Below are 14,513 nucleotides of genomic sequence, written 5' to 3' on the forward strand. Positions count from 1 at the left end.
TCGCTGGTAAATTCACGGCCCTTGATTGCGGTGAAAAACTTAAACTTTCTTATTTGTTGAAAAAACCTGACGCAGGTTCACCCGGTCAGGCTCGAAAGTGTAGGCTAAAGGCTAGATCCACTTCTGAACCGCTTTCGAGTAGCAGAGCAGCTCGTGCGGCTGGAAAAAAATCGCGATCTCCCGCAAGGCGTTCTCCGGAGAGTCGGATCCATGAATGATGTTGCGGTTCGTGTGGATGGCGAAATCGCCTCGAATCGTGCCCGGCAACGCCTCCAACGTGTTCGTCTTGCCCATCATGATACGGGACAACGCAATCACTTGGTCGCCTTCCCATACCATCGCGAACACCGGTCCGGCTGTGATGAAGTTCATCAGATCATCATAGTAAGGACGGCCTGCGTGCTCCGCGTAATGCTTCTCCGCCATTTCCTTCGGAATTTGCATCAGCTTGCAGCCGACGAGCTGGAAACCCCGGCGCTCGAGGCGCTGAACGATTTCCCCGATCAATCCGCGTTCGACCCCGTCCGGCTTCACCATCATAAACGTTCTTTCCATAGGCTATCCCTCCGTCTGAAAAAGGTGTATCAACCAGTGTAGTCCGAACCTGCACCTGGCATACATGCACGGCCCGACTATGTGCAATCAGGCGCTAGTAAGATCGGTTCCCGATAAAATGGGCGATCTCGATCAGATCCTTCTTCGCCCGAATATTCGGCAACCCATCCAGGGAACGTATTGCTTTCTCTATGTACCGCGCCGCAAGCTCGTCCGCCCGATCGATGCAGCGACTGCCGCGGATTAGTCGCAGGAACGGCTCGACATCGGTCTGTCCGTCTGCCTCCTGGATCCGCCTGATCTCGGCCAAGAGCGGCTGCCGCAGCTCCGGCTCGCGCAGGGCGAGCAGCACCGGAAGCGTGATGTTGCCTTGTTTGATATCGCTGCCCGGCGGTTTGCCCAGCTGCTTCTCGGTCCCGGTCAGATCGAGAATATCGTCCCGGATCTGGAACGCCATGCCTACGTTATAGCCGAACCGATACAGGCTGGCGCTGCACGCGTTGTCCGCGTTCGTAGCGATCGCGCCTAGCTGGCAGCTGATGGCGATGAGCAGCGCCGTCTTGCGGCGAATGCGAAGCAAATATGTACGGATGGATTGCTCCGGCTGGAAAAAATACCGGATCTGCTCCATCTCTCCGATCGACATCTCTACGATCGCTTTGGATAAAATTTGATGCACGCGGGGATTCTCGAGCTCGGTCACAACCGTCAGCGCCTTGGCGAAAATGTAGTCCCCCGTGTACATTGCGATGCGGTTGTCCCACTTCGATCGGACCGTCAGCTGCCCGCGCCGCGTATTCGCATCGTCGATCACGTCATCGTGCACGAGCGAGGCCATATGGATCAGCTCGAGCGGCACCGCGATACGTTTGGCCCGCTCCAGATCATAACGACCGAACTCGCTCGCCAGCAGCACGAATACCGGCCGAATCCGCTTGCCGCCCGCCTTCAGCAGGTGGAGCGACGTTTCTTTCAAGAGCGGCTGGTCCGTGTAAATGCTGCCTTCCAGCTCATGCTCGATCTGGGCGATTTCTTTTTTCTTACGGGCATAGATGTCCAGTAGTTTCATTCGTTCACCTGACTCTGCTAATATCAGTCCAAAATTGCAACGGAACGTCATGCGCCAGCAGCCCCAGCTCTCGGGCATACCGGAAATACAACCGCAGTCCTTGCTGCTGGGCTTCGCCGAAATCATGATTCAGATGACGGAAATAGTGGCGCCAGTAGTCGGCTTCTCCGCCCACCGTCTGCATCGCCTGACGAATGATCGATTCCGGATCGCGCACACCATGGCGCTTGCTCTCGAGAAACGCTTGGTGAATATCGGCGATGAGCTCCGGGAACTCGCGAATCGTCTGTTTGCGAACCGCCCATACCGCGAACGTCATCCCGGTTCCCGTGCAGCGCCGCCACAGCTCGCCCAGATCGGTCACGAGGTACGGATGCTCGGTCCAGCTGGCGCGGATCGCATCGTCTCCGATTAAAAGCGCGGCTTCATTTGTTTCCATCATTTCCTTCAAGGAAGGGGTGGCATACTCGTATTGCGGCTTCACACCGTAAAACTTTTCCAGCAGTACTTTGAGCAGGTTGACCGAGGTGGCCGAAGTCGTAGGAAGCGCAAGTCGCGCTCCATCCAGCTCCTCAAGCGGCCGGCGGTGAAACAGCAGAATCGAATTCACTTTGTCCACCGCGCTTACGGACAAGTCCGGGTACATCTCGTAGTCCTGGTACGACTCGCCGTAGGCGAAGGAAGAGATCGCGCCCATGTCGATTTGGCCGGCCTTCATCGCTTTGTTGAGTCCGGTCGGCACCGTCTCGATCCATTCCAAGCGGCCCTCGAACCGTTCATGCGGGAAAAAATGATAAATAGGCCAAACGTTCGTATAGTTGATTTTGCCGATGCGGATTTGTGCGTCTGCCGTAGCCATTAGCTGTCCCCCCATCGCCGGTATAGCTGATGCTCGATTTCCATGCTGTCCAGCACTTTGCCGACCATGAAGTCGACCAGCTCGTCCATTGATTGCGGCTTCTGATAAAAGGCGGGCATGGCCGGAATAATCCGCGCACCCATACGCACCAGCTTTAGCATGTTCTCCAGGTGGATCGCATGCAGAGGCGTCTCGCGAGGCACCAGGAACAGCTTGCGCCCTTCCTTCAACACGACATCCGCCGCGCGCTCGAGCAAATTGTCCGACGCGCCGGTCGCGATGCCGGACAACGTCCCCATACTGCACGGCACGATGACCATGCCGCTCGTCAGGAAAGAGCCGCTAGCCACCGAAGCGCCGATATCTTGAATCGGGTAATAGCGGACCGGGCCAGTGAACTTCTCGGCTATCGTCTCCTGGCGGCGACCGGCGCTCCAGTCCAGCTCCTCGTGAAGCACCCGCCACCCCGCGTCCGTAATGAGCAGATGGACCGGAATATCGCGCTCCAGCAGCGTCTCCACAAGCCTGACCCCATACACCGCGCCGCTCGCCCCGGTAATCCCGACAATCCATGGTTTGGTCACCCGCTCCATCACCACGCGTAACGCACCACCAGATCAATGCAAGTGAAGCAGAACACGACGATGCTCAGCGTCCCGTTCATGGTGAAGAAGGCGGTATTGAGCTTGGACAAATTATTCGGCCGTACGATCGAGTGCTCATAAATCATCAGGGCATAGGAAATGAGCACGCCGGCGAAATACCACCAGCTCAGCTCCGCCATCAGCAGGAACATGACGAGGAAGCCGATCGCCGGAATGAGATGAAAACCTTTGGCGATCCAGAGCGCACCGTTCAGCCCGAACCGCTGCGGGATCGAATGAAGACCGGTATTGCGGTCGAACTCCATGTCCTGGCAGGCGTAGATCACATCGAAGCCCGCCGTCCAGAAAGCGACGCTGACATATAAGATTAGGGCGTAAATATCGACATGCCCCGTAACCGCCACCCAACCGCCAAGCGGCGCGAGCGCAATCGTGAACCCCAGGATAATGTGGCACAGCCAAGTGAAACGTTTCGTATAGGAATAGAAGACCAGCATAAAAACAGCCAATGGAAGCAGCTTCATCGCAAGCGTGCTCAAATTGGCGGTTGCAACGAAAAGCAGAACAAAGGACGCGACGATGAAAATCCAGACTTCCTTCGAAGAAAGCAAGCCGGCCGGAATCGCCCGCATCGACGTTCGGGGATTGTTCTTGTCGAACGTTTTGTCGATGACCCGGTTCAAACCCATTGCCGCACTGCGGGCGCCCACCATCGCCAGTATGATCCAGCCGATCTGCGCCCAGGAAGGCAGCTCGCCGACGCCGACAACCGCGCCCAGCATCGCTCCCATAAAAGCGAATGGAAGAGCAAACAGGGTATGCTCGATTTTGATCATTTCCAGAAACGTAACGAGCTTATTTCCTCTCATGCTACTTCGCCTCTTTCTCCTTGATGCCGATATGAAGCGCCGCGACGCCGCCGAAGAACGGGTACACCCGCACATCCGTAAGCCCGAGCTCGCGACAAATACCCGCCAATTGTTCATAGTCGGGGAAGTGGATAAGCGATTCAGGCAGCCATTTGTATTGCTCGTACTTCTTGGCTACGAGCTTGCCGATAAGCGGCAGCAGCTTCTGGAAGTAAAAATAGTAGATCGACTTGAACGGCTGCCAGGTGGGCTTGGACAGCTCCAGCGAAACGACCATTCCGCCGGGTTTGACGACCCGATGCATTTCCTTGAGCACTTGCACCAGATCCGGCACGTTGCGCAGGGCGAAGCCAATGGTCGCGTAGTCGAACGTATTATCCTCGAACGGCAGCGCCATCGCGTTGCCTTGAATCAGCTTGATCTGCTTGCTGCGGCCTTGTTTGTCCACCTTCATCTGGCCGATGTCCAGCATGTTCTGGCTGAAGTCGAGTCCGGTAATCGCGCCGGTCCCGCTATGCTCGGCCAAACTGAGCGTCCAATCGCATGTGCCACAGCACAGATCGATGGCCGTCGAGCCCGGCTTCACCGCCATCTTCTTCATCGTAAACTTGCGCCATGCTTTGTGCCGGCGGAAGCTGATCAGATCGTTCATTAAATCGTACTTGGGGGCGATGCTCTCAAATACGGAATGGACGAATTTCTCTTTGGATGTCTTCATCTCCATCCGTTCCTTTCACCTCACCCTTCTTCCAATGCGCGCGGGGCGGCCAAATACCGGGTGAACGGTTCTCCGATCCGGTAGACGTCCTGCACCAGCTTGTCCGAATCGAGCTGCCGGACTTTGTCCGACACGAGCTTGAACTGCGACTCGAGCATGTGGAACAGCTGGGCCTTCACGTTGTACTTGAGCAGCAGCGTGCGCAGCTTCGCTTGATCGGGATCTTCCTGCAATTGCAGCTGGCGCTTCTCTTCCTTCGTGCCGGACTGCATAATATGCCAGAACGCCCAGCCCGCGCGGAACCCGCCGACCGTGTCCAGCCGCTTGATCTCGTCCAGGATGATCTCGCACCTCGTGAAGCCGGTCAAGAGCTCCGGCCACAGCTTCAGCAGGCTGCCCTCCATCTGCTTCGCGAAGGATGTGTAGAGCTGCGACTTGATATGCACCGTTTGCTGCAAATACTCGTCCGCCGTCACTTTCCATTGCCGCATTTTCGTATAGAGCCCCATCTTCAGCCGGTTCACTTCGCAGATCGCGCCGGACATCTGACGGATCATCTCGACTTGACCCGCTTGGGACAGCAAATGATAAAACCGGCTGCTGAAGTAATCGCCCGCCAGCACCTTGAGCTGTCTGGCCCGGGCTTCCTTCTTCTCCTTGCGCTCGTTCGTAGCCGGAATCAGATCATGCGTGTCCAGTCCCAGCTGGGCGAGCGACGCCACTAGTGCATACAGCTCGCTTAGCTCGGCGGAGGAGCCCTTGTGAAGCGCCATGTACAGCAGCTCCGTCCTCAAGTTAGGAAATGCAGGCAGCTCCGTATTCGATTGGATCATATCGTACTGGGTATATTTCGTTGCCGTATCTTCGATCGAGTGTTTTTCCATGTACAGCCTGCCTCCGTTGCCCGGCCAATGTCATTGAACGCCATTTTGCTATTATATCACATCCGATTCCCGGACGCACATTACCTCTATTGTACTCTCCTATGGAGACTTCCGGTCAAGCCACTTGGGCGTAAAAGTAAGTCTAAAATGTGAACTGACGTACTGCTCCGCATTGATCGACCCCGGCGTGGCGTTTAGCGCATCCTCTCTTTTCAAATCGTCGCGTCTCGCTTCCATCGCCACTAACAGCTGGGGTTTCCCCGCTCCGATCGCGGTCGCCGATGCCGGCAGCTCCATGACCCGGACGAGCAGTTGCTTGACGTTTTTCGTTCCTTGCAGGCCAAGCTTCGATAAAGTATACAGATCGCGATATACAAAATCCGGATCCACATGCCCTTGCTTCGCCTTCAGGTCGATCGATAAAATCGAATCGCTCCATTCGACATGGCCGATATCGAGAAACAGCGGCTGCCGGACGAGCAGGTCGACCACATTGCGATCTGTGAGCAGCTTCACCGAGCCCGATTGAACCGCCATTTCTTCCTCCGCCATCTGGCGGGAGCTTGAGTCCAGCCGGGGCAGCCCTGACACGCCAAACGCAATGACTAGCGAAACCAAAGCAACGAGCAGCAACCGGTAAAACCCCTTCATCCGTCCTACACCTCCACGTGAGAAAACTCCCTCCTCTCATTGTACAAACAAAAAAAGCAGGCTATGCCTGCTCCTTCGAATCCGTGCTTCTATTCGGATCAATCTTCCGTATTCACCGTGCCGAACCTCGTCACGATCGTGGCCTTGCCCCGCACCTTCACCGCGGAGGTATGCTCCGTGAATTGAGCGATCATGACTTCGCCCTTGTCCAGCTTTTCCGTATGGTGAAACCGGGTGTCATGGCCCCGCGTCAACCCGATGACGTGAACGCCGTTTTCTTTGGCCTTAATAATGAAATAATCTCCCTGTACCGTCTCCATCGATTCACCTCATCCAAGGACATCTACCGAAAAAGAGACATCGAAGCGAATTCGATGTCTCGCGGATCGGAGTAACACGATTCGAACGTGCGACCTCACCCACCCCAAGGGTGCGCGCTACCAGGCTGCGCCATACCCCGACAGCAATTAGCGTAATGACATTATAAATCAGATGCCGCCGGGATTGCAACGCTGTTTTTCCTAAATGCTGATAGCTGCGCGAGGCATTATGGATGCAGCAGCACCTTGGCTACTTTGCCGGGATTGCCGAGCAATGCCTCATACCAATGCGACGCTTCCTCCAAAGGGGCTTTGACGATCCAGCTCTCATCCAGACGGACGCGCCCCTCCGCAATCCAATCGAGCGCCGTTCGGAAATTGGCCGTCGAATAAGCGAACGCCCCGATGCATGCGATCTCTCTGCGCACGATATGGTTGACCGGCAACGAGGAGTCGGCTTCGTGCAGGCCGGTGAAAATGACACGGCCGCCGAAGGCAACGCTCTCGATGCACTGAGTCCGCGTGGTGCTGGCTCCGACGGCATCGATCGCGATGTCGGCGCCGGTCCCGCCGGTCAGGCGCAGCACCTCCTGCAGCACGTCCGGCGTCGCGGACGGGTCCAGCGGGATGGCGCCGAGCTCGGCGGCCATGTCGAGGCGCTGCGGGTTGCGGTCGACCGCAACGATGCGGCTCACGCCGTACGCCTGCAGCGCCTGCAGCGCGAACAGCCCGATCGGCCCGAGGCCGATCACGAGCGCGCTCTGGCCGGGCTTGGCCTCGGCCAGCTCGGCGGCGCGCACGCCGCAGGCGAACGGCTCGACGAACGTGCCTTGCTCGAGCGTCACGTTCGCGGGCAGCGCGTACACGCAGCGCGCCGGCGCCGCGACGAACTCCGCGTTGCTGCCCGGCAGCGAGGCGCTGAGCAGCTTGCGGCTCGCGCACAGTTGCTGCTTGCCGCGCACGCAGGCGGCGCAATGCCCGCATGTGACGAGCGGGTTCGCCGTCACACGGGTGCCGCGGCCGAGCTGCGGGAACGCCGCGGCGGCGGCAGGGCCGACATGCTCGACGACGCCGGCGAACTCGTGGCCGAAGATGAGCGGCGGCCGGCGCAGCGAGTTGTGCCCGAGGTAACCGCTCAGCTCGGAGCCGCAGATTCCCGAGTACGCGACCCGGATGAGCACCTCGTCGTCTTGCGGAACGGGCAGCTCGACCTCGCGGACATTCATTTGGCGCGGGCCTTCGTAGACCAAAGCTTTCATGGGGGAAGCCTCCCTTATTGGCTGGTATAGGAAACGAACTCTCTCTCTCTCAAATTACCCTATCACGGGCTTCCGACAGGTGTCAAACTTATTTCGGAGTAAGAAACCCTGATCGGAAGTTCACTGATCAGGTTATTGGTCGTGGCATTCCGTTAGCACGCGGGGAGGGCAGGAAGCAATGTTGTCAGGTTAAGGACAATAAGCACACTCGCTCTGCTTTTAGTGGATGGAGCTATTTGAAGGGAAAGGGGGCGGGTGTTTCGTCAGGCCGAGCTCGGAGCGGACACAGAAGCCCTTATTTCATCCTAAAGTAGCTTGAGGGTTGGATTGGCGGACACAGATGCGCTTATTTGCCCTTTCGCCCCCTCAAAACCTCACTTTTGGCCCCAATAACGCATCGTATGTCCGCTTACCCCGTAAAATAGCCATTTTGTTCACAAATAAGGGCCGTATGGTCCGCATACTCGCCGCTGTTGGAGTCCCTAACCTGACAGCATTGGGGCAGGAAGAGGGGTTCCGACCGTTGTTGAAAGCATGGCCTTTGAATTGAAGTTTAGTCGTTGTTGGGCCGTCATTCAAAGACGGAAGCTTCTCTTCTCCACTCCCTTCTCCTGCTCTCTTCGGTCCTTCTTTCGTTGATGGCGTTACGTTTTTCTGAAAACCGTCTCCTTGGACGATCCCTGATCGCCCCATTCCGCTGCACTCCCGCAACCAACTGAACCCGATCGAGGCAAAGAGCATTCTCGAGCAGCGTGGCGCCCGTACCCTTGCTCCCTAGTCCGAAAAAATCGGACTACTGCATGCCTCTCCACCCTGAACAACCCTGTAGTCCGAATCGACCGAATTAGAGCGGCGTTTTCCAGAGGGGGTGCGCGGAAACGGCGATGCAAGTGGGAAAAGTCGGACTAGAGACCGCTTCGCCCTCCTCTCCCGTCACGCAGTCCGGAAAAGTCGGACTGCATGTGTGTGGGTTCTGAGAAGCCAAGGTAAATAGCAACCCGTGGCAGCTGCGTCCAGAAACATAAGCTCTCGTTGCCAATCTGCAAACAAATAACAAACTCAGCCCTCGCTAATGTTCGCAGCAAGTTTGCTAATAACGAATATCCGTCTTGTTACGCGGCTACCCGCCCAGTTTACCTGAAATATAGCAAACTTACGTTTGTTATTAGCCAGCTTTCGTTCTCTGTCCGCCAGTTCGCACCAGCCAGCCACTCCCGCACCTGATTACTTGCCCAACCTGCCACCCCGTGCATCCATCCCACACCGCTTGCCCTTCTAGCAGGGAAGGGCTCGATAGCCCACGCCACAGTCAGCGCAGCGAACAAACCATTAACGAATCAAAATTAGCTATTAACTAACTTTTGTTAGCAGGATTCCTGCCATTTCCGCAGAGACTGCACCATAACAAACACAAAACCGCTAATAACAAACTCTCAGCAGTTATTTTCCGAACGTAAGTTCGCAATTCTATTGCCTCCGGCCATCTCGCTTAGCCCCCAACCCAACAAGAAACTCTCAGCGAAGGTCATCCGGATCGTTACTAACCTATACAATGCAAAAAACCGAAGGCAGCTGCCCCCGGTTTCCGGTCCGTTCCATTATCCTCCGTACCCATTGGGACGGTTGCGATGCCATTCCCAAGCCGATTCGATGATCGTCTTCAGGTCCGCGTAGCGAGGCTGCCAGCCGAGCACGCTCCTCGCCTTCTCGGACGAGGCGATCAGCACGGCCGGGTCGCCTGCACGGCGCGGCGCGACGACCGCCGGGATCGCGTGGCCCGTCACCTCGCGAGCCACATCTACCACCTGCTTCACCGAGAAGCCCGTGCCGTTGCCGAGATTGAACACGCCGCTCGTATCTTGCTCGCGCAGATGACGGATCGCGAGCCAGTGCGCATTCGCCAAATCCATCACGTGGATGTAGTCGCGGATGCAAGTCCCGTCCTCGGTCGGATAGTCGTCGCCGAACATCGTGATATGCTCCCGCTTGCCAAGCGGCACCTGCAGGATAAGCGGGATGAGATGCGTCTCCGGCTTGTGATCCTCGCCGATCGTGCCGTCCTGCGCCGCTCCGGCCGCATTGAAGTAGCGCAGCGATACGGATTTGACGCCGTATGCTTGCTCGCACCAGCGGAACATGCGCTCCATCGCGAGCTTCGTCTCCCCATACGGGTTCGTAGGTTCAGTCGGATCGCTCTCTTCGATCGGCACCCGCTTCGGCTCGCCGTAAGTTGCAGCCGTCGAGGAGAACACGATCTTCTTCACGCCATGCCGCACCATCGCCGACACGAGCGAATGCGCGCCGATCATGTTGTTGTCATAGTATTGCAGCGGTATCTCGACGCTCTGTCCGACAAGGGACGAGGCGGCGAAATGAACGACCGCTTCGATCGAATGCTGCGTGAACAAGGCGTCCAGCACGGACGCGTCGCGAATGTCGCCTTCGATGAACGACACTCCTTCCGGCACGGCCGCCCGGAAGCCCGTCGCCAAATTATCGATGACGACGACTTGCTCGCCTTGCGCCAACAGCTCTTTTACAGTATGACTGCCAATGTATCCGGCTCCGCCGGTAACCAAGATGGACAAAGCTACCCCTCCATTTGCCTCGTACTATCCTACACTACTCTTACTCCTATGCACGCGCCATGCTAAAGGACTAAAGGACAATCTCGTGCGCCCCGTCGCCGATATCGCAAATGTAGAATGACGGCGCGAGACCCGTCGCACGCGTATAGCCATCCGCAACCTGCGTCATGAACCGCTCCACCGCCTCCTCGCGAACAAGGCTTACATTGCAGCCGCCGAAGCCGGCGCCGGTCATACGCGTGCCGATGCAGCCGTCCACATCCTTCGCGACGGCGAACAAGCTGTCCAGCTCGAAGCCCGTCACCTCGTACAGATCGCGCAGCGATTCATGCGATTGCTTCATCAGCTCGCCGAATGTCGTCAAGTCGCCGGCCGCCAGGCTCGCCTGAGCTCGCAGCACGCGATCGTCCTCACGGACGATATGCTCCACCCGATTCGCGATGATCGGATCGGCGATCAACCCGCGCACCTGCTCCCAAGCATCAACGGACAGCTCGCCGAGGCTAGCCAGCTGAGGCAGCTCGCGCCGAATCGCCTCCAGCCCGTCCTCGCATTGCTGGCGGCGTTCGTTGTACTTGGAATCGGCCAACCCGCGGCGTTTGTTCGTATTCGTAATGATCAGCTTACAGCCCTCTATCGCAAGCGGCACGTAAGCGTAATCGAGTGTATCGCACTTCAACATCATAGCATGACCTTGCTTGCCCATGCCAACCGCAAACTGGTCCATAATGCCGCAGTTGACGCCGACGAACCGATTCTCAGCCCGTTGGGACAGCTTCACCAGCTCCATCGTCGGGATAACTAGCCCCGCCAAGCTAGACAAGGCGAGCGCCGTAGCCAGCTCGATAGACGCCGAGGAAGACAGCCCCGCTCCATTCGGCACATTGCCCCAGTAGACAAGATCCGCTCCTTGATACGCGCCAACGCCAGCCCCAGCTTCCCCGGCGCCGGCCAGCTCCAACAGCTGCACAAGGACGCCCTTCGGATAGTTCGCCCAATCGTCTTCTTTGCGATAAACAATATCCGTCACGTCCACATCGACTTCGGCTTCGAACTGCAGGGAGCGGAACCGATACTTGCCGTCCTGACGGGGAACGACCGCCACATAGGTGCCGAACGACAAAGCCGCCGGAAACACATAGCCGCCGTTATAGTCCGTATGTTCTCCGATCAAATTTACGCGGCCGGGCGCAAAAAAATACCGGACCTCCTTATTTTTCCCAAACGCCCGTTCAAAACCGCCTTGCACCTGACCGATACCTTCCTCGTGCAGCTGTGTGGTCATGACTGCCGTCCCTCCTTCTCCAAATAACGCTTATACGCTTCCCTCAAACGAGGCGCAGTTTCTTCGACCGCCGCCGGATTCGCAGCCGCCCAGGCTCCCATCTCTGAAGAGGCATACCACTTGATCCGATCTTTCTCCCGAAGCGGCGGGTAGAACTCGATATGGAAATGATAATGGTCCTCGACATTTTCCCCGTTCACCGGCCTCTGGTGCATCACCATCATATAAGGAAACAGTTTGTCGAACAGCATGTCCATCGCCCCGGTCGTATCCTTCAGGATGGAGGCGAGGCTGAGCTTCTCTTCCGACGTGAAGTCCGTGAGCGCCGTCTTATGCGATTTGCTGACGATGAACACCCCGTACGGATAGTCGGTGAAAAAAGGAATGTAGCTGATGAAATGGTCGTTCTCCACGATGACGCGCTGTTCATACGCCTTCTCCTCGCGGTTCATATCGCAGAACAGGCAAGTGCCGTTCTCCTCATAGTGATGCTTGCAGTTGTCCAGCTCGGTGCGGAGCTTGAGCGGAACATGCGGATAGGCGTATATTTGGCCGTGCGGATGAGGCATCGTAACCCCGCATTCCTCGCCGCGATTTTCGAAAATCATAACGTACTGGTGCTTCGGGCTTTTCTCCATCTCGGCGAAACGTTCGGTCCACAGGTCGATCAGCTTGCCGATGTGGTCCACCGACAGCTCGGGCAGCGTCTTCCGATGATCCGGCGAATACAGAATCACCTCGCATTGCCCATAGGACTTGGCTGTCTTGTACAAGGAAGTGGCTACCGGATCCGGTTCCGGAGGGTCTGCGCTTAATACGGGAAAATCGTTAGGATACACGAGCACGTCGTAATCGTCCGGTACTTTGCCGGAGCCGGGACAAAACGGGCAATAGCCTTTCGGCATATGAGGGCGGTTGGCACGGTTCGATGCGACCATGACCCAATCCCCCAGCAAAGGGTTATAGCGAAGCTCTGCCATCTGGATCCTCCTGGATGAAAATTGTTTAGGGTTGACTTTATTAAATATATTAATTAAGTTTATTATAATAATACTAACAAACCGTAACTTTGACAACAAAAACAAATCAGAGCTCACTCACTTATTTCGCCAAATTAACAAAGCAAAGGATAATCTCCGATGAAACCTACCGTTACCGGCAATTCCCAATGGATGAAGTCGCTGAACCGGTCGCTCGTGCTCAATAAAATCCGTGAGGACGGGCCGATATCTCGCGCGGACGTCGCCAAACGCACATCCCTTACGCCGCCTACCGTCACCCACCTCGTCCAAGAGCTGCTGGAGGAACGATACATCGTGGAGAGCGACATCGGCGTATCGAGCGGCGGGCGCAAGCCGATTCTTCTTCGTTTGAACCCGGAAGCCTACTACAGTATCGGGATCGACGTCGGCGTGCATTCGGTAAAAAGTGTTGTAAGCAACCTGTCAGGAGAAATCATCCTGCAGGACAAACGGTTGATGCCTTCGCCCGTCAGCGGCGAGACGCTGCTGCAGCTGCTCGTGCAATCGGTTCAAGAGCTGCTTGCGGGGTCGAGTTTGCATCCGTCGGCGTTGCTCGGTATCGGCATCGGCATGCACGGTCTCGTGAATCCAATGAGCGGATTATCCTTGTTCGCCCCGAACTTGGGATTGCGTGGAGTTCCGCTGAAGGAGGAGCTGGAGCGGCGAACCGGCATCCCGGTTCATGTGGAGAACGACGCGGCGGCCATGGCGCTCGGCGAGCTCTGGTTCGGCGGCGGACAAGGCTTGCGCGATTTCATCTGCGTCAACATCGGGGAAGGCGTAGGGGCCGGCATCGTCGTCGACGGTCGGCTGCATCGGGGCAGCCGGTTCTCGGCGGGCGAGATCGGCCACACGACTGTCGATCTGAACGGCCCGCGCTGCAGCTGCGGCAACTACGGCTGCCTGCAGACGCAAGTGTCCGGTCCGGCGATCGCGGACAAGCTGCGCAAGCATTTGGCGCTCGGCGGTACAAGTCGTGTGCTGGAGCTGGCCGACGGCGAGCTGGAGCGAATTACGGGGCAGCTCGTCTATGAGGCGGCTCAGCAAGGGGACCCTGCTGCGCGCGATGCCTTCCGACAAACCGGACAATTGCTCGGCATCAGTCTGACGAACTTGATCCATACGCTCAATCCCGAGAAAATCATTCTCGGCGGCGGCGTTTCCCAGGCAGGCGCCTATATATTGGATCCGGTGCACACGACCGTCCGCAGCCGCGCGCTCGAGTCGACTGCCGAAGGGCTGACGATCGAAGCTTCGCCGCTCGGCGAGCTCGCCACCGCCATCGGGGCAGTAACGATTGTGCTGTCAAAGCTGTTTTCCCCGTCTCCGTCTCCCCCTGTGCCGCAGGAATCATAAAAACGCCCCAAGCGGCAGCTTGTCCGCTTGGGGCGTCTTATACATACGTTTCAGAAGGCTTAAGGACGTTTTATTGAGCTGCACATACGTCACGCAGCGACTTACCCGGTTTGAATGCAGGCACTTTGCTGGCAGCGATTTCGATTTCTTCACCGGTTTGCGGGTTGCGTCCTTTACGGGCGGAACGCTCGCGGACTTCGAAATTGCCGAAGCCTACCAGTTGCACTTTGTCGCCGGTTTGCAGCGCCTCCGTGATTGCTTCGAAGACGGCATCCACCGCTTTCGTTACATCTTTTTTGGACAGATCAGTCGATTCGGCCACTTTGGCGACCAATTCGGATTTATTCATGCCTTTCACCTCCCCCCATGAGTGATACTTCCTTTATTCTCCTGTGTTCACCGTTTTCAGCAAATTTATACATGCGAATCCGCGAAAAATAAGGATTCGTTCCATAATCTGCCTCGCTCGGGAG

General features: G+C 57.0%; 15 protein-coding genes and 1 tRNA gene. 1 reads left to right on the plus strand and 15 read right to left on the minus strand.

Going from position 1 to position 14,513, the window contains the following annotated elements; translation table 11 throughout:
* Positions 1–111: 111 nt before the first annotated feature.
* From ndk to galT, 14 genes are all read right to left on the minus strand, one after another.
* Positions 112–555 carry a nucleoside-diphosphate kinase gene (gene ndk, locus PKO02S_RS18245; RefSeq protein ID WP_127585279.1) on the minus strand — a complete coding sequence of 148 codons (444 nt, stop codon included), beginning with the start codon at positions 553–555 and terminating at the stop codon, positions 112–114.
* 94 nt (positions 556–649) lie between these two features.
* On the minus strand, positions 650–1,624 hold the full coding sequence (locus tag PKO02S_RS18250; protein ID WP_127585280.1) for a polyprenyl synthetase family protein: 975 nt from the start codon (positions 1,622–1,624) through the stop codon (positions 650–652).
* A gap of 4 nt (positions 1,625–1,628) precedes the next feature.
* Positions 1,629–2,483: a menaquinone biosynthetic enzyme MqnA/MqnD family protein gene (locus tag PKO02S_RS18255; RefSeq protein ID WP_127585281.1), complete on the minus strand. Its 855-nt coding sequence runs from the start codon at positions 2,481–2,483 to the stop codon at positions 1,629–1,631.
* Positions 2,483–3,067 carry a UbiX family flavin prenyltransferase gene (locus PKO02S_RS18260; RefSeq protein WP_127585282.1) on the minus strand — a complete coding sequence of 195 codons (585 nt, stop codon included), beginning with the start codon at positions 3,065–3,067 and terminating at the stop codon, positions 2,483–2,485. The genes PKO02S_RS18255 and PKO02S_RS18260 overlap by 1 nt, the downstream gene beginning before the upstream one ends.
* Before the next feature lie 8 nt (positions 3,068–3,075).
* The gene (locus PKO02S_RS18265; RefSeq protein WP_127585283.1) at positions 3,076–3,957 is read right to left on the minus strand and encodes a UbiA-like polyprenyltransferase; all 882 of its coding nucleotides are present in this window, start codon (positions 3,955–3,957) and stop codon (positions 3,076–3,078) included.
* Position 3,958: 1 nt separating this feature from the next.
* Positions 3,959–4,681: a demethylmenaquinone methyltransferase gene (locus PKO02S_RS18270; RefSeq protein WP_127585284.1), complete on the minus strand. Its 723-nt coding sequence runs from the start codon at positions 4,679–4,681 to the stop codon at positions 3,959–3,961.
* A gap of 14 nt (positions 4,682–4,695) precedes the next feature.
* On the minus strand, positions 4,696–5,559 hold the full coding sequence (locus PKO02S_RS18275; RefSeq protein ID WP_127585285.1) for a heptaprenyl diphosphate synthase component 1: 864 nt from the start codon (positions 5,557–5,559) through the stop codon (positions 4,696–4,698).
* A 99-nt stretch (positions 5,560–5,658) separates the two neighbouring features.
* Entirely contained in the window at positions 5,659–6,210 is a 552-nt protein-coding gene (locus tag PKO02S_RS18280; protein WP_127585286.1) for a hypothetical protein, read from the minus strand.
* Between the two features lie 98 nt (positions 6,211–6,308).
* Entirely contained in the window at positions 6,309–6,530 is a 222-nt protein-coding gene (gene mtrB, locus PKO02S_RS18285; RefSeq protein WP_127585287.1) for a trp RNA-binding attenuation protein MtrB, read from the minus strand.
* 66 nt (positions 6,531–6,596) lie between these two features.
* A tRNA-Pro gene (locus PKO02S_RS18290) sits at positions 6,597–6,670 on the minus strand.
* An 87-nt stretch (positions 6,671–6,757) separates the two neighbouring features.
* Entirely contained in the window at positions 6,758–7,789 is a 1,032-nt protein-coding gene (locus PKO02S_RS18295; protein WP_127585288.1) for a zinc-dependent alcohol dehydrogenase, read from the minus strand.
* Positions 7,790–9,387: 1,598 nt separating this feature from the next.
* The gene (galE, locus tag PKO02S_RS18300) at positions 9,388–10,377 is read right to left on the minus strand and encodes a UDP-glucose 4-epimerase GalE (protein ID WP_127585289.1); all 990 of its coding nucleotides are present in this window, start codon (positions 10,375–10,377) and stop codon (positions 9,388–9,390) included.
* Positions 10,378–10,447: 70 nt separating this feature from the next.
* Positions 10,448–11,662 carry a galactokinase gene (locus PKO02S_RS18305; RefSeq protein WP_127585290.1) on the minus strand — a complete coding sequence of 405 codons (1,215 nt, stop codon included), beginning with the start codon at positions 11,660–11,662 and terminating at the stop codon, positions 10,448–10,450.
* Positions 11,659–12,642, minus strand: a complete 984-nt coding sequence (galT, locus tag PKO02S_RS18310) for a galactose-1-phosphate uridylyltransferase (RefSeq protein WP_127585291.1) — start codon at positions 12,640–12,642, stop codon at positions 11,659–11,661. The genes PKO02S_RS18305 and galT overlap by 4 nt, the downstream gene beginning before the upstream one ends.
* A 159-nt stretch (positions 12,643–12,801) precedes the next feature.
* On the opposite strand from galT, the gene PKO02S_RS18315 reads away from it, so the two are divergent.
* Positions 12,802–14,040: an ROK family transcriptional regulator gene (locus PKO02S_RS18315; protein WP_127585292.1), complete on the plus strand. Its 1,239-nt coding sequence runs from the start codon at positions 12,802–12,804 to the stop codon at positions 14,038–14,040.
* Positions 14,041–14,110: 70 nt separating this feature from the next.
* On the opposite strand, the gene hbs is transcribed toward PKO02S_RS18315, so the two are convergent.
* Complete coding sequence (gene hbs, locus PKO02S_RS18320; RefSeq protein ID WP_127585293.1) at positions 14,111–14,389, minus strand: non-specific DNA-binding protein Hbs; 279 nt, start codon at positions 14,387–14,389, stop codon at positions 14,111–14,113.
* Positions 14,390–14,513: the final 124 nt, after the last annotated feature.

Origin of the sequence: Paenibacillus koleovorans NBRC 103111 (genome assembly GCF_004000845.1) — a bacterium.
GTDB lineage: Bacteria > Bacillota > Bacilli > Paenibacillales > NBRC-103111 > Paenibacillus_AA > Paenibacillus_AA koleovorans.

Bases quoted from the DNA above. Each gene is read 5' to 3' on its own strand.
- PKO02S_RS18305 (WP_127585290.1), bottom strand. From the start codon at position 11,662: ATGACCACACAGCTGCACGAGGAAGGTATCGGTCAGGTGCAAGGCGGT.
- hbs (WP_127585293.1), bottom strand. From the start codon at position 14,389: ATGAATAAATCCGAATTGGTCGCCAAAGTGGCCGAATCGACTGATCTG.
- PKO02S_RS18250 (WP_127585280.1), bottom strand. From the start codon at position 1,624: ATGAAACTACTGGACATCTATGCCCGTAAGAAAAAAGAAATCGCCCAG.
- ndk (WP_127585279.1), bottom strand. From the start codon at position 555: ATGGAAAGAACGTTTATGATGGTGAAGCCGGACGGGGTCGAACGCGGA.
- PKO02S_RS18270 (WP_127585284.1), bottom strand. From the start codon at position 4,681: ATGGAGATGAAGACATCCAAAGAGAAATTCGTCCATTCCGTATTTGAG.
- PKO02S_RS18255 (WP_127585281.1), bottom strand. From the start codon at position 2,483: ATGGCTACGGCAGACGCACAAATCCGCATCGGCAAAATCAACTATACG.
- PKO02S_RS18315 (WP_127585292.1), top strand. From the start codon at position 12,802: ATGAAACCTACCGTTACCGGCAATTCCCAATGGATGAAGTCGCTGAAC.
- PKO02S_RS18280 (WP_127585286.1), bottom strand. From the start codon at position 6,210: ATGAAGGGGTTTTACCGGTTGCTGCTCGTTGCTTTGGTTTCGCTAGTC.
- galT (WP_127585291.1), bottom strand. From the start codon at position 12,642: ATGGCAGAGCTTCGCTATAACCCTTTGCTGGGGGATTGGGTCATGGTC.
- PKO02S_RS18275 (WP_127585285.1), bottom strand. From the start codon at position 5,559: ATGGAAAAACACTCGATCGAAGATACGGCAACGAAATATACCCAGTAC.
- PKO02S_RS18295 (WP_127585288.1), bottom strand. From the start codon at position 7,789: ATGAAAGCTTTGGTCTACGAAGGCCCGCGCCAAATGAATGTCCGCGAG.
- mtrB (WP_127585287.1), bottom strand. From the start codon at position 6,530: ATGGAGACGGTACAGGGAGATTATTTCATTATTAAGGCCAAAGAAAAC.
- PKO02S_RS18265 (WP_127585283.1), bottom strand. From the start codon at position 3,957: ATGAGAGGAAATAAGCTCGTTACGTTTCTGGAAATGATCAAAATCGAG.